Source organism: Microbulbifer thermotolerans, assembly GCF_900112305.1.
Lineage (GTDB): Bacteria > Pseudomonadota > Gammaproteobacteria > Pseudomonadales > Cellvibrionaceae > Microbulbifer > Microbulbifer thermotolerans.
In genome coordinates this window covers 432,301-453,592 of sequence record NZ_FOKT01000003.1, presented here as the reverse complement: position 1 = coordinate 453,592, position 21,292 = coordinate 432,301, and the positions used below count along the sequence as shown (strand labels likewise).

Here is a 21,292-nt window from a genome sequence, read left to right as displayed (position 1 = left end):
AGTTTCGAAAACTGACCAAAACCAAGGGTGGCTTCGCCAATGAGAACAGCTTACTCAAGCTGCTGTACGCCGGTATACTGAAGGCGTCCGAGCGCTGGACGCACCCAATCCAGAACTGGAACCTGACGCTGTCACAGCTGACGATCCACTTCCCAGAGCGCTTGGAGAAATACATCAGTCTGTGACTATTTGGCTGACACAGAATTTTGAACACCCTACTCTAATATCAGTTTCACAAAGCGAAGTGGATACCTCAGCCACCTTGATAGCTAACCAAGGCAACGGAGATTCGTCCTATCAAGATAAATGTACCAAGCCTGCCCACATTCCTTGCAACGATAGTATTCTTCTTCATGGCTCAGTTCGGGCTAGAACTCCTCAGCCTCCAAGCCAGAAAAATACTGCGTAAATAGATTTACTCCTTCCATTTCAATAGATCGGAAGGACCAACTCAATGAAATATCTAAAACCGATTTTGGTAATTCAGCGCAGTTGCACATACGAAAACCTAACGCCTTTGTAACAAGCATTTTTTTGTGTAGTGTAGTTTTTCGGTAAAGTGGCGCAGCAACAAAAAAACGAAACGTAGCAAAAAAGATCCTGTAGACAAACTTGTTACACGTTTTACTCATGCACAAGCCTCGATAACTTTTTGTACAATGAGTCTACCAAAGAAGATTTATTGATTCCGTAGTGAATTTCTCTGTGGCAGTTTGGGCACAAGGCCACGGCATTTGTAATAGTGTCTGAACCCCCGTCAGCTAAGCGACGAAGGTGATGAACCTCTAGATAAGGCTCACCTTCTGCTGTTGTAAAAGGCGCATCAGAGTTACAACACTCACATTTACCTGATGCCTCTTTAAGAACCCATGCTTTAACTTTTGGATCTCTTCTGAAATTAGTTACTTGAGAATATGTTTTCTCCGGCTCTTTAATACCACTTGGCTCTGAAAGACTTTCCTTTGATTTATAGGACACAAATCATGGACACCCACAAAACAATTTTGACGACAGTCATATTGCAACATTTCTTATCTCATAGAAAATGCTGTTCATCTATACAGTTATGTGAATAGCAAAATGGGACGCCCGCGCAAATCTCTGATCTCTCTCGAAGCGACGCCCTACCTACTATCATTGCGTCTCTCGCTGTGTACGCCACGCATTCCTGTGCGGGCGGGATGAGCGTACTGGGCGCAGCTTCGGAAGCCACTTCAAGCCCTTGGTTGGCGCCGCCCATTCAGTGTGCTCTGCCTGCCAGCAGCTCGGCAAACGTTGGGCTCAGGGTATTCGCGACTGTGAGCACTATCTATCCCCGCCGATCATTTCTTCTTAAAGCTTTGCCCTTCCTTAAAAAACATCTTCGCGGGCTTCTACTAAGGACTGCTGCAGTCCAACACAACCGTTTGGCTCAATTCCACACGGAACATCGAGCCGATTTACCCGTGTAGCAAGCTCTGGTAATAGCGGACTGAATATACGGTAGACTTCCCCCGATTTTTCAATTAGTGGGTGTCCATTTTTGCTTTTTGCTTGCATTTTTGCTTTGCCCCCTGTCTTGCTTTCTTCGTTTCAGTGGAGGCGACAACTATCCTGACACAGGGGGATCCTGCAATTTCAAAAGGCGGATCATTCCTAGATTCTGTATTGCCTTCGAAAGTTGATCCATACATATCTTAACTCCTAAAGCACCGGCATAAAAACCAGAGCGAAGCAGCGGTTTTAATGTCCGGTTCCTTTACTTGTTAAATTCTGGTTCGGCATAGAATACAATTTCCTGTGAGCCCCTTGGCGCCGGGATTGCTGCAACGCCAAACGGTAGACCTATTAGAAAGTTGTTTTGATATCTTGTAATACTCGTAGGGCTCAGTTTATAAGACCAAAAGCCATCCCAGTGCAGAATATCCAGTTGTTCAAACGGATTAAGCTCCATCAAGCTACGATACCCAACGATTATTATTGGTTGAAAATCGGCTCGTGTAGTGTCCAGATAAACTAATCTTGGAGCATCGGGAAGCAATGTAATTCTTCGAGGGATTTCAGGCTTTTCCATGTCTTCGATAACACTGATAGAGCCTCCACTCATACTTAAATGCGCTAATCCTTCAATAATATATAGCTTCTTTCCTATGGGTAGCAGATGAACAATATTACCTTTCATCAATTCCTTAGACACACCATCTTGGATTACCTCTAGCTTTCCTCCCCACTCCCCATTGTTTGTGCCAATATATTGGACATCACCAACAGATAGTTTTGTATTGTTGGTAGATTCGCCATCAGATTCGACTATCAGCTTTCCTGATTCGACTCTCACATATTTGTGATTTGTAAAAAATTGCCTATGGCCAATTTTTTCAATGGGATAAGGCTTTAGATTGTGCTCTTCCATAAGAGCATCAAGATCTGGCTCCTCAGCTAAGACCAAAGAACTAAGAAACAGTAATGTGAACAGACATTTCTTCATAGAATTTAACGCCTCAAACACCGGCGCAGCTTTGCTGCGTCCGAGTACTTTGACTTGTTAATCCTTTGCTGAAAAAGACTCATGGTAAGTAACGATTCCTTGAGGTAAATAACCTTGGAATAATAAAGCTTGGAAATATTCAGGTGGCACACCAGGAAGCACTAAACCTTCTCTAGGTTTAAAGCCAAAACGATGATAATAGTTTGGATCTCCAAGTAATACACAACCTTTAGCTTTTATATTCTTTAGCTCTTGGATAGCGGCACTCATAAGCTTTGCGCCAATACCTTTACCCTGCTTGTTTGGAAGAACAGAGATTGGGCCAAGACCATACCAACTATCTGTACCGTCAGAAATGGTAACCGGAGAAAGTGCCACATGCCCAACAACATTACCTTCATATTCGGCAACAAGTGAAATTGATAATGCGCCTGACTCACGAAGTGCTTTAACAATAAACTGCTCCGTATGATCGGTGTGTGGTGCTTCAAGAAAGGCGGCAACAGTAACCTCATGGATGCTTTGAGTATCTTTTGGTTGTTCCTTTCGAATATTAATACTCAATCGGATATATCCTTGAGAGTTTTTATGTTAATGTTTGAGCGCGAGCGAGTAACACAAAAGTTGCGTAGCGTTGGCTGTCGCTCTTCCGCTGATTGTTATGCATCAGTGTATTTAACCGGCACTTTCCTGTATTTGGAAAGCTCTTCCTCCGATGGACATTCAATTTTCTCCAGTAAAAAGGTATGTGACATATAGTAAGCTAATGGAACAAGAGCCTTCCCTAGGTTTGCTGGATTTGCATAAGCTTTGAGACATTTCTTGTCCCCCGCCTTTAATTCTTCGGCCAAGATATATGGTTTATCAGCTTGGTCTGATCTGACGAAAAACTTATAGTGACCATTTTTTAATTCGATTTCAGAGTAATCTGAATTTCCTAATTTTACGTAATCTCTTGAATCCGCCCCAAATATTAAACCAACGCCGCCAGCGTTAAAGGCAGATTCCCTATAAACCAACAAGGTTGATTTCTCATTTTCGGCTGGAGCTGGTATAGAAACAATTCTAGCTGGCGCACAGCCAACAGCTATAGTAATGAAAAGTAGCAAGCTGGTAATTTTAATTTTTTGCATGATTAGCTCCAATGTGGTGATGCATAACGCCGCCATAAAAGGCGCGACGCCAGGAGCGTCCTAGGCCGCACCTTTTGCGGCCGGTTTTTGATGGCTTTGTTAAATGTTTTGTTCACGAATTTGACGCGCCACGTTTTTTACAAATTCCCTACCAGCTTCTATGCTATTAGTACCTGTATAGGAAATGATAAAACTAAGTGTACTAGTTTGACCCAAATAGTAGTAAAGGAAAGCTCCTTCGCCTTCTACATCCATTTTCCATTCGAAATAGTACGCTTTGCAATTAGTTAAGCATTCTTCTTGTTTTAATTCACCACCGCCTAAAGCAGCGATAGAGCTATTAACTTCTTCTAACACTACATCTATAGGCACACCTTTACCAAACTCTATACTTAGAAATGGTGGCGAGTTAGGCCCTGACTCTGAGAAAGCCAACAAGCGTCGCTTTTTATCTGTCTCCACAATCAATGATTCTGGCAAATCAATCGTAAATAAGTCAGTTTTCCATTCTTTAGCCTGACTCAGCGAAGTGCTCAATAGCAAGATTATAAATAAGTACTTCATTATTTGGCCCATGTTTACATTTAACGCTTTGCTAAGGGGCGCACGCTGTATTGATTGGTTTTACATATAATTGGCATAGCCAATGTAAAACCAAGCGATGCAGTGGGCGTCCCGCGGAGGCCGCTTGCGGCCGGAGTAAACTTGAGCAACTTGTTAACTGTGTATGTTGGTTAGCTGCTCGGCAATTTCTATTGGCTCTATTTCTTTACCGAAAAGCTGAGCGTCCCAATTTGGCCCAACCAAATGGCCATCCTCATGCATTCCTTTTAACCAATTATCAATAAAGCTATCTAATAAAATTTTGGACGGTTCCGAGTTATTCCACTCTTCTTTACACTGTCGTTGTGCATAAGCTTTATCGGACCAGAATACATACACCACTGTATCCTCGTACTCGTTTGACTCGCTAGTCGCCCAAGTTCCATCTTCATGCTGAATTCCCCAAACCTCTCCAGATTCTAAAACTCTCGATATAAATCTTTCGTAGTTTGCCTGCGACGTTGCCGAATCTTGCAACATATTGGATCCTTTGTATTACAGTTAACGCTGCCAGAACGCGCAGCTTTGTAGTTGATTGTTTTGTGGTAGCGTAGCGTTAAGCCACAAAACGAGCAACGGAAAAGCTGTCGCTGTTGCTGGCCTTGTTAAGTGATGCTAGAACACCGGTTGCCATAGACCACCCTGTTGATACTGTAGCTCTGTTGTTTTGAATAACTTGCCCTGAACATAAACTCTGACGGTATTACTAAAGAACCGATTGAGCACAGAGCCCAAATACTCAACAAGCTCGGAATCTGATTCGCCCTCATAGAACTCAAAAGACTCAGAAAGCACCTTGCAGTCCTCCTCCCAAAAGTCGAAGAAAACTTCGTGAAGAGGGTAAGGCCAAACTATTTCGGCTCTTTTAGTGTGCAACGAAACCGATAATTGATAGGCATCCTTCGCCACCTCAATTTTTGGAGAGAAGGCGCTTAATGTTTCTAATAGTTTTCTTTCTAGATCTGGCTTTCTATCCATGCTCGATTATTCACTTAACGCCAGTGGTAATGGGCGACAACGGAGCGCAGCGTAGTTGGCGTCCCGTTGACCACATTGTTACGTGTTGTTTCGGCTGTTGAAATAGAAGGCCGTGACACCGCCAATCAATGTACCTGCGAAGGCTAGAAATTCGGGAAAATGCGGGTTTTTGCTCAGAGCGAGAACAAACACAAAAACCAGAACCAGAAAAACGATCCCCATTGCCAGCAACGGCTTGGTTCGTTTATTCAATCGCTCAGTCATCGGTTCCGACTGCCCCAGCCCGCCACAGGTACCGCATGCCAGCCCAACGAATTCCTTTCCCTTCAATTCGTGGTATTTCGCACAGGCCAAGCAACTCGAACCATTCGGCCCAGACTTACAGACACCGGTCTCGTCGCAGTGACGACAGGGGTACAAATTTGACCTTACTTCCTGCATTCAGATACTTCCTTGCACACGTAACATTTATATCGTAGCCCCAAGGACCAATTTCCCCACGCCCCATATCCCAAGGCGTAATTAACGCCAGAATGCTCTGAATCCCCTGATACGTCAAGCCTCGGCCAAAAGTGGCTCGATGGTGCCAATTATGAAAAACGGCCTTCACGACTCATATCCATATTTTCAATGCCTGTTGTAACTCTCTGATTTCGTTAGGCCTTTCTGCCAACTTCGTTCGCATTTCATAAATATCGGTCCCGGCGACCGAAATCTTTTCTGCAGGTTGGTCACGAATAGAAAAAACTGTATAAATAAACAGTTATCAGGCAAGGAGCAGCCTATGAATGATATTCCCCCTCCAATTCCAAATCGTCCTACCCGCTTCATGGACCGCTTCCGGGCTTTTATACGGTCCCGTTATCTGTCATACCGCACAGAGAAAACCTATTGCTTTTGGGTGAGGGACTTTATTCGTTTTCATCAAATGCGCCACCCTGAGGATATGGGCGCGGCGGAAGTGGATGCTTGGCTGGGACACCTGGCCACCCGGCGTTCGGTAAGTCTTAACACGCAGAAGACCGCTCTCAATGCCGTGGTCTTTCTTTACAAACAGTTTCTGAGCATGGAGCTCGGTAATCTGCATTTTGAAAAGACCACTCGGGGGCGGCGCCTACCGGTGGTGTTTACGCATGAAGAGGCCATGGCTGTGATCGCACAACTACAAAGTCATCATAGATTGGCAGCGTCGTTGATGTACGGTTCCGGGGGGTTGTCACATGTGGAGGAGCGCGGCGCTGTGCCGCGCTTTGGGAAAGGGATTATTTCTCTACAAATGCCCGCTCGATCACGTATTCGTGGGGCACGCCGGCGCGGGTCTCGCGGAAACCCCAGTTGTCCAGTATGCCGGTCAGATCCTTAAGCATGGCCGGGCTGCCGCAGAGCATAAAGCGGTCTTCTTCAACATTTGGCTGAGGGAGACCCAGGTCCTGGAAGATCTTGCCGGACAACATCAGGTCGGTCAGGCGGCCGTTGTTCCGGTAGGGCTCGCGGGTTACCGTGGGGTAGTAGAGCAACTGCTCGCGGATCATCTCTCCGAAGTATTCGTGGTTCGGCAGCTGGTTCTGAATATGATCCTGATAGGCCAGTTCTGACACAAAGCGCACACCGTGGGTCAGAATCACCTGATCGAAACGCTCGTAGACATCCGGGTCCTTAATGATGCTGAGGAAGGGCGCCAAGCCTGTGCCGGTGGACAGCAGCCACAGGCGCTTGCCGGGCAGCAGGTGGTCCGCCACCAGGGTGCCGGTGGGCTTGCGGCCGACGAAGATTTCGTCACCGGGTTTGATTTTCTGCAGCTGTGAGGTAAGCGGACCATCCGGCACCTTGATGCTGAAGAACTCCAGTTGATCCTCATAGTTGGCACTGGCAATTGAATAAGCGCGCAATAACGGACGGCCGTTTTCCTGTGGCAGGCCGATCATCGTAAAATGGCCGTTCTCGAAGCGGAAACCGGGGTCGCGGCTGGTCTTGAAACTAAACAGGGTGTCGTTCCAGTGGTGTACTTCGAGCACCTTTTCTATATTCAAATTAGACATATATATAGAACCATTTATTCCAAAATTCTCTTAGTGGTTGAATTTTAGCCCTGGAATATCTATTGACGAAATGGGATATTTCGATACTGCTTATCGATTATTCCGATGAATTAGGAAGCCCCCTTTGCGCTACTCCCTCCGCCAGCTGGAAGTCTTTCTCGCCTGCGCCCACTACCAAAATGTCAGCCGCGCGGCGGAGAGCCTCAACATGTCCCAGTCCGCCGCCTCCACAGCGCTCAAAGAGTTCGAGCAGCAGTTCGAGCTGCGCCTGTTCGAACGCACGGGCAAGCGCCTGCGACTCAATGAGCTGGGCCGGCAGCTGTGGCCGCGAGCCGAGGAACTGCTGGAGCGGGCGCGGGAGCTGGAACAGACCCTGGCCGGCCACCGGGACCTGGGACGGCTGAAGATTGGCGCCACTTTAACCATAGGCAACTACTTGGCCGCAGGGGTCATGGCGCGCTATATGGAGGAACAGCCGGGTGCGCGGGTGGAACTGGAAGTAGCCAACACCGCCGCCATTGCGGAGGGTGTCCTTAACTTCGAGCTGGATCTCGGCCTGATTGAAGGGGAGCTGAATCATCCGGACTTGGAAATGATTCCCTGGCGCGGCGATGAATTGGTGGTGTTCTGCGCACCGACGCATCCACTGGCCGGGCGCAAACGCCTGTCCGACCGGGATCTGGTCGCCGCCACCTGGATCGCGCGGGAATCCGGTTCCGGCACCCGCCAGACCTTCGAGCGCGCCATGGCGGGCCTGCTGCCACACCTGTGCATCCGGCTGGAACTACAGCATACCGAGGCCATCAAACGCGCGGTGGAAGCCGGGCTGGGTATCAGCTGCCTTTCCAGGGTATCACTGACCGATGCGTTGAAGCGCGGCGCCCTGGTGGAATTGCCGGTACCACAGCGGGATTTTTCCCGCGAGTTCTATTTCGCCCTGCACCGGCAGAAGTACCGCAGTACAGGTATCGAGCGCTGGCTGGAGCTATGCCGGCAGGTACCCTGACCGCCTATGCCGTCAGGCACGGCAACCTGCCACCTCTCGCCATCAGACCAATAGAAATTGTCTGTAAGACCAATCGTGGTAATATATTTTCCCGTCACGCCGCTGCCTCGCTCTCCTATCCGCGAGTTTAGATCATCAGCCTCCAACACTTTGGCGCAGTGGTACTTAACCGTCTACCCATGCACTTGGCCGGATTGAACTTATGAAAACCGCACCGATTGGCAATGGCCGCCGTATTTACCAGCAAGTAGTTGAAAAAATGCTGGCACTGCTGGACAGCGGTGAATACCCCCCCGGTGTGCGCCTCCCCTCCGAACGGGAACTGTCGGAAATGTTTGACGTGAGCCGCCCCAGTATCCGGGAGGCGATCATTGCACTGGAAGTCATGGGGCGGGTTGTCGTCCGCACCGGTGCCGGGGTTTACGTGACTAAACCGGTCAGCACCTTCCATGATGCCGAGGAGTTCAGCCCTTTCGAACTAACTGAGGCGCGGGTGCTTGTCGAAGGGGAAACCGCGGCGCTGGCGGCCTCCATTATCACCGAGGAACAACTGGAAGAAGTGCGTGATGCCTATCGGGATATGGTCCGGGAGAACGAGGCGGGCAATCTCACTTCAGAGCGCGCGGACAGAAAGTTCCACGAAGCGATATCCAAAGCCACCAATAACCGCGTCTTGATGAGCACTATTTACAAACTGTGGAATATTCAAGAGCACTCCCCTGATATCCTGGCGGTACACAAATCCGTGTGTAAAAAAGACGGCCAGAAACGCCTCGCCGAACACAAGGCGATCTTGCAGGCACTGGAGAACCGCGATCCCCAAGCTGCTCGCCAAGCGATGCGGCGCCACTTTTCCCGCACCATTAATGCGCTGCACGAGGCGACCGAGGCCAAGGCCGTTGAGGTGGTCCGGCGCGAAGTGTACGAACGGCGCAAGCGCTTTTCCATCGAGCGCCTCGGCGATTAAGAATCCCCTAATTTATTCACGCGGGAGTAGCAGCGGGCTTTGCACCACTCAGGCCAGGCGTACAGATGATGCCGGGACACTGCGCAACCGTCGCATAAATGGCCGTAGCCGTGCGCTCTTGGAAAGTTTAACCCATTGTCCAGGGCCATAGCCCGCCACTCCCAATAATCGGAAATTCCTCGACAGATCTAAGCCGGGCACGGAGCGTATCAACAAAAAAGCCCGCGCAAAGCGGGCAAGCTACTTTCCGGCGGGCAAAATACGCCGGTGGAGAAGCGTCAATGGAAATCTTGAAGGTTTACCCTCCGTAAAAAACAGTTTGGCCGCTATTTGATAACGCCATTCTGTTAAGCAATTGACAACAAGCGTCTTTTTCAAGAGAGGTGGGGCCTGGCAGCGCCGGCGGAAGCCCGGAACCGGCGCGCACATGACATCACCGGAACCGGGTACCGGCAACCTCTGCCGGCCCCATGTGCCATACGTACAGCGTCTGTTAGAAGCGCGCCTGCAGTCCCATAAAGATCCGCGGGCCGTAACTGTTCAATTCACCCAGATAATCATCTACATAGAAGTACTGCTCTTTGGGTTCATCAAACAGGTTGATGGCTTCCAGGCTCAACTTCAGGTTGTCGTTGATGCGATAGGAAGCGCGCGCCTCCCAAACACCCACGTCACCGATGTAACGCAAGCGGGTACCATTGCTGGTGTACGGCTGGAAGTATTCGCTCCGGTACTTATAAATCAGGCTGGTGTCCAGTTTGCCGATTTGGTAGTAGAGCTGACCGGAGAATACATGCTCGGAAAAGCCCGGTACATTGCCCGGCTCGATGATGCCTTGAGTCTGGGAATATACGGAACCGTCCTGAGCCAGAATGGTGATGCTGCCGTAACTGCTATCCTCAAACTCGAAGTCGGAATCGGCGTAGTTGTAGCTCATTTTGACACCGAGGCCGCTCAGGTAGCCGGGCAAGTATGAGAAGCGGTGCGTACCGGTAACCTCGAAACCAGTGAGGTCTGTTGTATCCTCATTGGTCCGGGTAATGGTGAAGTCCGCCTCTACGTTCTGACCGTCCACCACAAAGCTTTCCGTGACCCTGGCCTGCTCGAAGCCGCCTTGGAATTTCTTGTGGTAAACGCCAAACGCCAGCATGGTGTCTTCGTTGGGATACCACTCGATCGCAGCATCAAAGTTCCAGCTGGTCAGCGGCTGCATATCGGGGTTGCCGTCCCCCTCTACCGCATCAATCAGTTCATTGACGTCAGTAATGTCTTCGGAGGTATTGATACTGAAAGTGCGCTTGTAACCGAGATCACTGGGGTCCGGGCGCGACAAGCCGCGGTAAATTGCACCGCGCACCAATACGTTTTCTTGAATATCCGCGACAATATTGAAGCTGGGCAGCACCTCAGTATAGTCACCGCCGGCGGAGACTCTCTCGAGATCGGCCCCTTCCACCGCCTGGATAGACAGGGCACCAGTATCACTGGTGATCACTTCATAAGGAGTACGGTAGCCTACTGAATCGACTTCCGTCTGCACCACGCGGACACCGAAGTTACCGTACACGGGTTTATTGGCCAGCATGCTGTCGAAGGTGGCCATCACGTAAGCTGCCGTGGTGGTTTCGGTCACATCGGTCACACCGGCGCTTTGATTCTCCAATTCTGGATAGGCAAACTCCTCGCCTTCGGCAGCGAGAATCATGTTGGTCACACACATGGTGTCGAAGGTGGCCCAACTGTTACCCGTACCGGACATCACTTCTCCGGTGGAGGAATCGATAACGGTAAACAGATTTCCGTCCCGCTCCGCGTCCATAAAATCGCTTTCCGGGAAGTCAATCGCACAAGCATCGTTGATCGCCGCAATGGTGGCAGCGCCCTCCGCGGAGCTGCGGCTTATGCTGTACTCATATCTGTCCGAACCGAGATCCAGGTACTCCAGCTCTGAAAAACGCAGCCCACCCTGAATACCGGTAATAAACTTACCATCCAGGCGCCAGTCAAAATCCGTGCGGAACGCTTCTATGGTGTTCTTACGGTCAACGTCATTATCGATACGAACTCGATAAGCATCTGAGAAAAGACTGTGGTCAGTAACGTCAAAGTCGTTAATGACATACTGGCGGATGCCGGAATCCATATCCCAACTCACCAGAGGACGATAACCCGCCACGGTACTATCCCCGGCAACATCCTCGTTGTCCGACTGGGTGCGCACGGAGATCTGCAATTCATCCCTGGTTGTCTCGGAGAAGGAGTAATCTGCAGAGACGGTAAAGTTATCGGTAAAATCATAGGCGACATTGAGGCCGTAGCCGAAGTATTCCTCAGTGCGGGAATAGACTTCGCTATTGGACTCAATTGCCGTCTCGCCAGCCCACTCCAGAACAGCGCCGCTGTCTGTGGTTACCAGCGAGGGGCCGGTAACACCCGGGGTGACCCGTTTCATATTGGCAAAGTTCAAATCGTGGCGCTGTTCGGACTGTACCCGCTCTGACTGCTGCAGGTCGAAGTTAATATCCGTTTTATCGTTGGGCTGGAATTGCAATGCCACAAAGATGGCATCGCGCTCGTCAGAGGTATCGTTTTGGCGATAGCCGTTGGAGCTTGGAGCAAAGGCGTAGTCGAGGCCATCGCTGACGGCTTTTCCGGTCTCAGGATCAACCGTAGTGTTATACCCCTGGTTACTGCTGCCACCGACCTGATCTTCACAGTCGCCGGCGCTGCTGCGATAAAAGCCCTCGTTGGTCACTGACGGATCGTTGATACACGCGTACAGAGAGGTTCCTGAAGGGCTGGAAGAACGCATTTCCGACTCTGGCTGGGAAATATCGCTCTTTTGATATCCCAGGGATACCCCGAGCGCCATGCCATTGTCGAACTCGAATTGATCCACATAACTGGCCGTGCCCCGGAAGCCCAGATCATCGGCCATTGGGTCGTCGATATTGGACTGGTTGGGGTTGTAGTTGGCCTTGGTATCGAACTGGATTCTGCGCTCTCCGTAATCGAGCGGCTTCAGGGTTTCCAGGGCGATAACACCGGCCACACCACCTTCCACAAGGCTTGCGTCTTGCGTCTTGTAGATCGCCACCTTGTTCATTAACTCGGACGGAAACTGGGAAAAGTTAACCGAGCGGTCGCCACTGCCGTTGGTGGCTTCGCGTCCGTTGAAGGTGGTCGCACTCAGATAAGGACCCAGCCCGCGGATGGAAATTTCCGTTGCGCCCCCGTTTTCCCGGTGGGAAGCGGCACCGGTAACGGATTCGAGAGCCTCACCAATAGACAGAGCGGGCAACTCACCAATTTCCGTCGCGGAAAGACCATCGACGATGGTGGTGGAATTGCGTTTGATGTCGATAGTGCTCTGAATCGTGGCCCTCGATCCCTCCACCACGACCTCTTCCAATTCCTTCGCCGCTTCCTGCGCTTGTGCAGCACTCATATAGGGAACCGCGGCAATTGCGGTCACGAGAATGGATTTTTTGAAGTTTCTCTCAATCGCCAGTACATCTTTTGCGTATTTATTATTATTACGCATCAGTACCTCCAAGGAAGTCTGCGTTTTTTGTTTATAGTATCAGGCGCCGGATCTGGCGCCCATCTTCACACGAAAGCACACCCTTCATACCAGTTTGTTGACCACTGTCACCAATCCAGATGTTTGTAAGGTGTCCTTGGGTTGAAAACTTGTCACCCATAAACCGGATAGTCAACCAATTTTCACACAAAATCCCCATAATGGACTGACCTCTGCTTATTTTTTAGCCTGCTTGCACCAATATAGTGCGTTTTATCGTCGCTTAGCCGCGCTTAAGCGGCTTCCTTTGGTCTGCCAGATTGGTTGACAATAAATTCTGTCCAATTTAGTCTGCCGTTTAGCCTCACGGCCCGCGATGATTGAGAAAATGGTTGTGCACTGCGTATAGCCACATAAACACAGGACAAAAATAATTTTCAGGTGACTATGCAAACTCCGGCTCCCCTCAGATTGTTCATTTCGAGTGCGCTCCTTATCGGCCACTCCGCCCTCGTGCCCACTGCACCCGCGTATGCGGAGGAATACCTGGTCAAAACACAGCGGGAATACGCTCGCGCGGCCAAAAACCTAACGCCGGGAGACACTATTGTTCTGGCCAACGGCGTTTGGAGGGATTTTGAAATACTGTTTACCGGTGAGGGTACAGAAAAACACCCAATCACCTTGCGGGCGGAAGACAGCGGAAAAGTGATTCTGGCGGGCCAGTCCAATCTGCGGCTCGCCGGCGAATATTTACAGGTGTCAGGCCTTGTCTTTAAAGATGGCTACTCGCCAAGTGGTGAAGTCATCGCGTTTCGGCAGAATCGGGAGCGGCTGGCGAACCACTCCCGCGTCACCCAGGTGGTGATCGACAATTTCAGCAAACCTGACCGGATGGAAACGGATTACTGGGTGACCCTTTACGGCAAGCATAACCGCCTCGATCACAGCCACTTGTCGGGAAAACATAACAAGGGCGTCACCGTCGCTGTGCGGCTGGACAGTGAAGCGAGCCGGGAAAATTACCACCGCATCGATCATAACTATTTCGGCCCCCGCCCCATCCTCGGCTCTAACGGCGGAGAAACTCTGCGTATCGGCACCAGCCATTACTCTCTCACAGATTCTTTCACAGTCGTTGAAAATAACTACTTCGACCGCTGCGACGGAGAGGTGGAAATTATCTCGGTCAAATCCGGTAAAAACACAATACGTAACAACACTTTCTACGAGTCACGCGGCACCCTGACGCTGCGGCACGGAAATGGAAATCTGATCGAAGGCAACGTTTTCTGGGGTAATGACGTTGACCACACCGGCGGTATTCGCGTTATTAATCGCGATCAGACCGTGCGCAACAACTACCTCGAAGGGCTCAAAGGTTATCGGTTTGGAAGCGGGTTAACCATAATGAACGGTGTCCCCAACTCCCCCATTAACCGTTATCACCAAGTTGTTAATGCCAAAATCGAAAATAACAGCTTTATCAATGTAGAGCATATACATCTCGCTGCGGGTAGCGACACAGAGCGCAGTGCCGTTCCCAAAGATTCACGCGTAGCAGACAATATATTTTACAGTGCGAACCGTCGCTCACCATTTTCCGTTTTCGATGATATTTCCGGTATTCGGTTTTCCGGAAATGTCTCTAACGGATTCAAGGACAAACACTTATCCGGTGGGATCAATACCGGCCTAGGTAAGCTGCACCGGGCCGACAACGGTTTGCTTTATCCCGTCGATAGCAAGCTATCGAATAAAGGCGTAAGTCCGGACCTTCAGCCTACCCGCAAAGAGGATACCGGCGTTAACTGGTACCCTAAAACTGACCCTGTAATCGCATTTGGCAGCGGCAAAACGATTGAAGTAAAACCCGGAGAGGACGCGCTGTTCAATGCCATTCAAAATGCCCACGACGGCGATACCCTGGAACTTCAACCCGGAACCTATATAGCGCGCAAACGGTTGGAAATTGACAAAGTCTTGCGCATCCTGGGCAAAGGTCCTGACAAGGTAATTATCCGTGGCGAAAGGCCAACGTTGTTCGAAATACACAATGGCGGCAGCCTGGCACTGGAAGGCCTGACGCTGTCCGGATCCGCCAGCCCCGACGCTGCTGGCAATACACTGATCCGTACCGCAAAATGGGGCATGTTGAGAAACTACCGCTTCTCGTTAAAAAACAGTGTGGTGGAAGATCTCGATGTAAATCACTCCTACCATTTCTTTGATTCCGGCAGCCGCGCCTTCGCCACTGAATTTGTGATCGAAAACAGTGAGTTCCGCAATATCAGCGGAGACCTCATCCGGCTGGACAAAGAGCAAGACGACCTCGGTATCTATAACGCCGAATACGTACGTGTTACGGGTAATACATTCACTGACGTCAACGGTGCTCTGTTGAAGCTGTATCGCGGCGGCACTGATGAAAGCACCTTTGGGCCACATTTAAATTTTTCCAACAACAATATTACGAACTCTGGCAAGGGCAAGCGTAACAAGACCGCCGCCCTGCTCTATCTGCACGGTGTTCAGGTCACCGATATCCAAGATAATGTGTTTACCGATAGCCTAGGTATCTTGGTCGAACACACGGTAGGCGAACCCATTACGCGTATCGCCGACAATCAGTTCCACTCTTCACCAATGCCGCGTATTAAAGAATTAGTAGCGCAAGGGCCCCATACAGCCATTCTTGCCAACAACCAGGTGAAGTAGTGATGACTCTTGGTAAATCGACTGTTCATACACCAAAAACATTTGCGCTGTCAGCATTAACAGCAGGAATCGCCGGTGCTTTCTGTCTGGTGGCAATGACCTGGAGCCCCCTGGCTGCGTCTGCCACATCGCCAAACTTGGTGATCAATGCCGCAGATGTAGACGCTATGCAGGGTGCAGTCTCTCAGCCCGGGCGTTTCCGCACCGCGTTTCTTGCTGTCAAAGCAGACGTGGACGCGTTTCTAACCGAACCTTTTTCCGTACCCTTGCCAACAGATGCCGGTGGCGGCTACAGCCATGAACAGCACAAAAAAAACTACCGGCTGATGTACGATGCCGGCGTGCTTTACCAAATCACCGGGGAAAGACGCTACGCCGACCGGGTAAGGGACATGCTGCTCGCCTACGCGAAAATGTATCCCGATCTGCCGCTGCATCCCAAGCGCCGTCCCGGAGCGAAAAACCCCGGTAAACTGTTTTGGCAGAGCCTAAATGAAGCTGTGTGGCTGGTTTACACCATACAGGCATACGATTTGATCCGGCCCTCACTCAGTAAAGAAGACGCCCGCAAAATTGAAAATGGCGTTCTGCGCCCAGTGGCGAGATTTCTATCGGAAGAGTCCCCGGCAACTTTTAATAAAGTCCACAATCATGGGACCTGGCTTACCGCAGCCGTGGGCATGACTGGCTATGTGCTCGATGAACCAGAGTGGGTAGAGAAAGCCTTGCTGGGCCTCGACAAATCCGGTAAAGGCGGCTTTCTACGGCAACTGGCCGAACTGTTTTCACCCGATGGATACTACACGGAAGGCCCCTATTACCAGCGCTATGCGCTGATGCCGTTCGTTACTTTCGCCAAGGCCATAGACAACAATCAGCCGGAACGGGATATCTTTGGCTATCGCGATCGAATACTCCTGAAGGCGGTGGATAGCACCATTCAGCTCAGTTACAACGGTCGCTTTTTCCCCATCAATGACGCGATAAAAAACAAAGGGATAGATACACCGGAACTCGTTTTAGGTGTAGCCATCTCCTATGGAAAAACCGGTGATGCACGGCTGTTGGATATTGCCCGCCGCCAGGGAGAGACACTGTTGACTGGCGATGGGCTGAAGGTAGCCCAAGACCTGGATGCAAACAAACAAACCGCCTATCCCTTTACATCCCGGGTGTTCCGTGACGGTGCGAAAGGCGATCAGGGTGCCCTGGTGGTTCTGCGACAACAGGCACCGGATGATCAGGCCCTGGTCTTCAAGCCCACCGCTCAGGGAATGGGTCACGGCCACTTCGACAAACTGAGCTGGCAATTCTATGACTCAGGCGCAGAGGTGGTCACCGATTACGGCGCCGCGCGTTTTCTCAATGTGGAGGCAAAAAACGGCGGCCGCTATCTGCCCGAAAACGAAAGCTACGCGAAACAAACCATTGCCCACAATACGCTGGTCATTGATGAACGCTCTCATTTCGATGGCAATCTGAAAGTTGCCAATCAGAAACACCCGGAACTTCTGTTTTTCCACGCTGGGGATAATGTCAAGATAAGCTCCGCCGCCATAGACAGCGCCTACCCTGGCGTGACACTCAAACGCACTATGGCTCTGGTGCAAACTCCGGATCATCAAAAGAGCTTCGCGATCGACCTATTCGATGTGCAAGCAGACAGAAAACACCAGCTGGACCTCCCTCTACACTACAACGGGCAGCTGATCGATACCAATTTCAATCTGTATGCATACACCGACAAAATATCAGCGCTGGGAAGCAAAAATGGCTACCAGCACCTCTGGCTGAGAGGTCGTGGTGAGCCTGAGCAGGGTCTTGCACAGATTACATGGCTAAATGACAACGGACGTTTTTACACTTATTCCAGTCTGGTCGACGGTGATATAGAAATCCTGTTTACCGAGTTGGGCGCTAACGATCCGAATTTCAATCTGCGCTCGGAAAAAGCATTCCTCACTAGACTCGCCAACGCTCGCGCGCACACATTCGTCGGCGTGCTTGAACCCCATGGTGAGTACGATCCAGCCCGTGAGTTTACCGCCCAATCCGAAAGTCAGATTGTAGGAATCACGCACAAGCGCGAAGGCACATTGCAATTACTTTCGATTGCACTTAAAGACGGCAGCACACAACTTCTGGCATTTAACGACGCTGCTGGGATCACCGATAAATCGGTCAGTCATTTTGATTTCGATGGCAATCAATACACCTTCCGCGGACGTGCGGAATTATTCTCGATAAGCGACAGAGAGAATTGACTGGAGGTTCTATGCCGGCGAGCGATGCGTTTGTTTTATCGGAAAAAATAGAGGTCGAGGATCTCGGTGGCGGTGTAAAGCGTCAGATCCTCGGGTACGACGATAACCTGATGGTGGTCAAAGTTTGGTTCGAAGAGGGCAGCATCGGGTATGTCCATAAACATCCCCACACTCAGGTGACTTATGTAGAGAGTGGCGAATTTGAAGTACAGATTGACGGGCAAAAGCAGATTCTTCGTGCGGGTGACAGCTTTTATATAGCGCCGCATCTGGAGCACGGCGCTGTCTGCAGAAAGGCCGGTGTCTTGATCGATACATTTACCCCTCATCGAGAGGATTTTCTCAAAGCGTAAACGGGAAAAACAATAATGAAAAACCTACGTTGGACCATAGTGTCCCTGGTGGCCATCGCTACCATTATCAACTACATCGATCGGACAGCCATTTCAGTGATGTGGCCCGGAATTTCCGACGACCTCGGCATGGACAGTCATGATTACGCCAACATCATGAGCGTTTTTCTTGTTGCCTATGCCGTTGGACAAGCGGTTTTCGGACGTATATTCGATGCCGTGGGTACGCGGATCGGCTTTATGTTATCCATTGTCGTCTGGTCGATATCCATTGCACTGCACGCTCTCGCCACATCAGTTGCGTCTTTTAGCGTGTTCAGGGTCCTACTTGGCTTTAGTGAAGCTGGCAACTGGCCGGGAGCAACTAAGGCCAATGCTGAATGGTTTCCGTCGCGGGAACGGGCCTTGGCCCAGGGAATCTTCGGCGCCGGCGCCTCTGCAGGCAGCATTATTGCTCCTCCGCTTGTCGCATTTCTATATGCGTTCCTGGGTTGGCAAGCCACCTTTGTGGTCATCGCACTATTCGGTTTCATCTGGCTGGTTCCCTGGTTGATTATCTACAAAAGTGGTCCCGATGCGCATCCTTGGATTACCCCCGAAGAGCGCGAGCTGATTCTCTCCGGGCAAATCGCCGCTCGCAGCGATGATGAAGAAGAATATGTGCCGACTTTTTTTGAACTTCTATCACACCGGCAGAGCTGGAGTGTCATAGGCGCTCGCTTTTTTATAGAGCCGATCTGGTGGTTGTTTGTCGCCTGGTTGCCGCTATACCTCAACGATAAATTCGGTTTCGATGTAAAAGCTATCGGTGCTTCCGCATGGATCCCCTACGTGGGTGCCGCATTGGGAGCTCTGTTCGGTGGCTGGCTTTCCGGCCGATTGATCAGCAGTGGCTGGACTGTGAATAAATCTCGTAAGTTCGCCGTAGCCGTTGGCGGTGCACTAATGCTTCCGGCACTGTTGGCTACTACCGTAGCCAATACTCCTGCTCTAGCTCTTGGACTGATTACCATTATCCTGTTTGGTTTTCAGGCCGCGATCAACAATATCCAGACGTTGCCCAGTGATTACTTCTCTGGAAAAAGTGTTGCCAGTCTGGCGGGAATCAGCGGTGCGGCTGGTGTAATCAGCGTAATCACCGCAATTCAGCTGGTGCCCGTGATCACCAATGACGGGACCTATTACCCACCATTTTTTATTCTCGGCGCATCTTTGGTTCCGCTGATGTTGATTTCCGTTCTCTTCATTGGTGGCCGAATTGAGCCGGTGAGCAAAAAGAGCAATAACAATAATTTAGTCCAACTGCCTGAATAACCAACATCGTTATTTTGCGCACACAGCATTATCTGTATATCAATCTGCAGGAGTACACATGAACTTAAAAGACAAAGTTGCAATCGTCAGTGGGGGAGCCCGGGACATCGGTAAAGCCGTTTCCCTCAAGTTGGCGGCCGAAGGAGCAAAAGTTGTTATCAACTATCGCAGCAACAGTGCAAGTGCCGAGGAAACTCTGCGAGAAATTCAGCAAGCTGGCGGCGAGGCCATTATCGTCCAAGGTGATATGACCCTCCAGGACGATGTCGCGCGGCTGGTGCAGAAAGCCGTTGAAACTTACGGTTCCACGATCGATATATTGGTCAACGTGGCCGGTGGTCTGGTCGCCCGTAAAACCCTGGAAGAAATGGACGAGGTATTCTTCAATCAAGTTATCGGGCTCAATCTCAACAGCACCTTCCTACTCACCAAAGCGGTGGTCCCGCACATGGACGGTGGCTCTATCATCAACCTCGCCTCTCAGGCCGGACGCGATGGTGGCGGTCCGGGTGCGTCTGCTTACGCCACGTCAAAAGGTGCTGTTATGACCTTCACTCGCGCAATGGCCAAAGAACTGGGCCCGCGCAATATCCGCGTCAATGCCCTGTGCCCGGGCATGATCAGTACGACTTTCCATGACACCTTCACGAAAGACGAGGTGCGAACCAATGTGGCTAACGCTACGCCGCTGAAGCGCGAGGGCAGAGCTTCTGAGGTCGCCGATGCTGTGGCCTACCTTGCATCGGAAGAAGCTTCGTTTATCACTGGCGCAAATCTAGATATCAACGGCGGCCTGCTGTTCTCCTGATCTGATTCCCGAACGTTTAGTTCGGGAACGACTTAGCGGATACAACTATGGGAAATAAATTGGCTGTACTCGGTGAGTGCATGCTCGAAATCAACCTCCTGTCTGGCGACAAAGCCACGAATGGCAACCGGCTACCCGCCGGTTTGTCGTTCGGCGGGGACACCTTAAACACTGCCCTGTATTTGGCGCGGCAGGATTTTCCTGTGGAATATGTGACTGCACTGGGCGACGATCACCTCAGTGATTGGATGCTCGCACAGTGGCAGCATGAACGCATTGGCTGCGCTTTGGTCCGGCGCCATAAGGATTCGGCGCCGGGACTGTATCTGATTGAAACAGACGAACACGGCGAGCGTCGTTTTTTGTACTGGCGGGATAAATCGCCCGCGCGTAGGCTGCTCGATAACCCCGCCGAAGCGCAAGCTTTGTTCGATCAGCTTAAAACCTTTCCCGCACTCTATTTGTCCGGCATTACTCTTGCGATCTTTTCCCCCTATGCCCGTGAATGCCTATTGAATTTTTTGGGTGACTTCCGGCGCGCTGGCGGAAAGGTAATTTTCGACGGTAACTACCGTCCCAAGCTATGGGGCGCAGAGTCTTTGACTCAGCAGGCGTACCAGAGAATCTACCGCCTTACAGACATCGCTTTACCGACACTGGAGGATGAACAGCAACTCTTTGGAGACTCTAACGCCGACGCTGTGATTGACCGTCTGCAGTCATTTGGTGTTAGGGAAATCGTACTTAAGAAAGGTGCGGCAGGCTGTGAAATCGTAGCAGCTTCCGGAAGAGAGCAAGTTGCATGTGAGCGGGTTGTCCCCGTGGATACTACAGCAGCTGGTGACGCCTTCAATGCCGGCTATCTCGCTCGGCGACTTTCTGGCGGCACAACGCTGGAATCCGCACAAAACGGTAACCGGTTGGCAGCGGTCGTAATCCGCCATAAAGGGGCAATTATTCCTGTTTCCGCCATGCGGGATTTCGAAGAATCTTCTGGGATGCAGGAAGCTGGATGATCCTTTTCCAACACTAACTGCATAATAATCACCGTTAAGGTACAGCTGGAGGTAAAAGCAGAAAAAATACCGGGGTTAGGTTGTCTGATGTCAATCCCAAGGA

Annotated in this window: 19 protein-coding genes and 1 pseudogene; 10 read left to right on the top strand and 10 right to left on the bottom strand. The window is 50.7% G+C overall.

Going from position 1 to position 21,292, the window contains the following annotated elements:
• Nucleotides 1–185 (top strand): annotated as a pseudogene (locus BM155_RS07065) (IS256 family transposase); the annotation flags it as partial.
• 439 nt (nucleotides 186–624) lie between these two features.
• Here BM155_RS07065 and BM155_RS07060 read toward each other — a convergent pair.
• The 8 genes from BM155_RS07060 to BM155_RS07020 form a co-directional block, all read right to left on the bottom strand.
• Nucleotides 625–978 carry an HNH endonuclease gene (locus BM155_RS07060; RefSeq protein WP_074901948.1) on the bottom strand — a complete coding sequence of 118 codons (354 nt, stop codon included), beginning with the start codon at nucleotides 976–978 and terminating at the stop codon, nucleotides 625–627.
• A 760-nt stretch (nucleotides 979–1,738) separates the two neighbouring features.
• A complete protein-coding gene (locus BM155_RS07050; protein WP_067150069.1) occupies nucleotides 1,739–2,467 on the bottom strand; it encodes a hypothetical protein in 729 nt (242 codons plus the stop codon).
• A gap of 57 nt (nucleotides 2,468–2,524) precedes the next feature.
• Complete coding sequence (locus BM155_RS07045) at nucleotides 2,525–3,031, bottom strand: GNAT family N-acetyltransferase (protein WP_074901946.1); 507 nt, start codon at nucleotides 3,029–3,031, stop codon at nucleotides 2,525–2,527.
• A 95-nt stretch (nucleotides 3,032–3,126) separates the two neighbouring features.
• Nucleotides 3,127–3,600, bottom strand: coding sequence for a hypothetical protein (locus BM155_RS07040; protein WP_139223167.1), 474 nt, complete (start codon nucleotides 3,598–3,600; stop codon nucleotides 3,127–3,129).
• 99 nt (nucleotides 3,601–3,699) lie between these two features.
• Complete coding sequence (locus tag BM155_RS07035; RefSeq protein WP_139223166.1) at nucleotides 3,700–4,164, bottom strand: hypothetical protein; 465 nt, start codon at nucleotides 4,162–4,164, stop codon at nucleotides 3,700–3,702.
• 153 nt (nucleotides 4,165–4,317) lie between these two features.
• Nucleotides 4,318–4,683, bottom strand: coding sequence for a DUF2750 domain-containing protein (locus BM155_RS07030; protein ID WP_074901938.1), 366 nt, complete (start codon nucleotides 4,681–4,683; stop codon nucleotides 4,318–4,320).
• Between the two features lie 135 nt (nucleotides 4,684–4,818).
• Nucleotides 4,819–5,181 (bottom strand): hypothetical protein, encoded by a 363-nt coding sequence (locus BM155_RS07025; protein WP_074901935.1) that lies wholly within the window; start codon nucleotides 5,179–5,181, stop codon nucleotides 4,819–4,821.
• Between the two features lie 78 nt (nucleotides 5,182–5,259).
• Complete coding sequence (locus BM155_RS07020; protein WP_083421111.1) at nucleotides 5,260–5,622, bottom strand: molecular chaperone DnaJ; 363 nt, start codon at nucleotides 5,620–5,622, stop codon at nucleotides 5,260–5,262.
• A 343-nt stretch (nucleotides 5,623–5,965) separates the two neighbouring features.
• On the opposite strand from BM155_RS07020, the gene BM155_RS17785 reads away from it, so the two are divergent.
• The gene (locus tag BM155_RS17785) at nucleotides 5,966–6,544 is read left to right on the top strand and encodes a phage integrase N-terminal SAM-like domain-containing protein (RefSeq protein WP_083421110.1); all 579 of its coding nucleotides are present in this window, start codon (nucleotides 5,966–5,968) and stop codon (nucleotides 6,542–6,544) included.
• Here BM155_RS17785 and BM155_RS07010 read toward each other — a convergent pair.
• Nucleotides 6,444–7,220 carry a ferredoxin--NADP reductase gene (locus BM155_RS07010; RefSeq protein ID WP_067150014.1) on the bottom strand — a complete coding sequence of 259 codons (777 nt, stop codon included), beginning with the start codon at nucleotides 7,218–7,220 and terminating at the stop codon, nucleotides 6,444–6,446. The genes BM155_RS17785 and BM155_RS07010 overlap by 101 nt on opposite strands.
• A gap of 124 nt (nucleotides 7,221–7,344) precedes the next feature.
• Here BM155_RS07010 and BM155_RS07005 point away from each other — a divergent pair, with 124 nt between their 5' ends.
• Nucleotides 7,345–8,226: a LysR family transcriptional regulator gene (locus BM155_RS07005; protein ID WP_067150011.1), complete on the top strand. Its 882-nt coding sequence runs from the start codon at nucleotides 7,345–7,347 to the stop codon at nucleotides 8,224–8,226.
• A 202-nt stretch (nucleotides 8,227–8,428) separates the two neighbouring features.
• A complete protein-coding gene (locus BM155_RS07000) occupies nucleotides 8,429–9,193 on the top strand; it encodes a FadR/GntR family transcriptional regulator (RefSeq protein WP_067150008.1) in 765 nt (254 codons plus the stop codon).
• A 493-nt stretch (nucleotides 9,194–9,686) separates the two neighbouring features.
• Here the strand turns inward: BM155_RS07000 and BM155_RS06995 are convergent, their stop codons facing one another.
• Entirely contained in the window at nucleotides 9,687–12,737 is a 3,051-nt protein-coding gene (locus BM155_RS06995; protein ID WP_074902047.1) for a TonB-dependent receptor, read from the bottom strand.
• A 426-nt stretch (nucleotides 12,738–13,163) separates the two neighbouring features.
• Here BM155_RS06995 and BM155_RS06990 point away from each other — a divergent pair, with 426 nt between their 5' ends.
• From BM155_RS06990 to BM155_RS06965, 6 genes are all read left to right on the top strand, one after another.
• On the top strand, nucleotides 13,164–15,434 hold the full coding sequence (locus BM155_RS06990; protein ID WP_083421109.1) for a polysaccharide lyase 6 family protein: 2,271 nt from the start codon (nucleotides 13,164–13,166) through the stop codon (nucleotides 15,432–15,434).
• A 95-nt stretch (nucleotides 15,435–15,529) separates the two neighbouring features.
• Nucleotides 15,530–17,698: a heparinase II/III domain-containing protein gene (locus BM155_RS06985; protein WP_074901929.1), complete on the top strand. Its 2,169-nt coding sequence runs from the start codon at nucleotides 15,530–15,532 to the stop codon at nucleotides 17,696–17,698.
• 11 nt (nucleotides 17,699–17,709) lie between these two features.
• A complete protein-coding gene (locus BM155_RS06980; protein ID WP_067150001.1) occupies nucleotides 17,710–18,051 on the top strand; it encodes a cupin domain-containing protein in 342 nt (113 codons plus the stop codon).
• A 15-nt stretch (nucleotides 18,052–18,066) separates the two neighbouring features.
• Nucleotides 18,067–19,365 (top strand): MFS transporter, encoded by a 1,299-nt coding sequence (locus BM155_RS06975; protein ID WP_067149999.1) that lies wholly within the window; start codon nucleotides 18,067–18,069, stop codon nucleotides 19,363–19,365.
• A gap of 58 nt (nucleotides 19,366–19,423) precedes the next feature.
• Nucleotides 19,424–20,173, top strand: a complete 750-nt coding sequence (locus BM155_RS06970) for an SDR family NAD(P)-dependent oxidoreductase (RefSeq protein ID WP_074901926.1) — start codon at nucleotides 19,424–19,426, stop codon at nucleotides 20,171–20,173.
• A 47-nt stretch (nucleotides 20,174–20,220) separates the two neighbouring features.
• Nucleotides 20,221–21,189, top strand: a complete 969-nt coding sequence (locus tag BM155_RS06965) for a sugar kinase (RefSeq protein WP_067149993.1) — start codon at nucleotides 20,221–20,223, stop codon at nucleotides 21,187–21,189.
• Nucleotides 21,190–21,292: the final 103 nt, after the last annotated feature.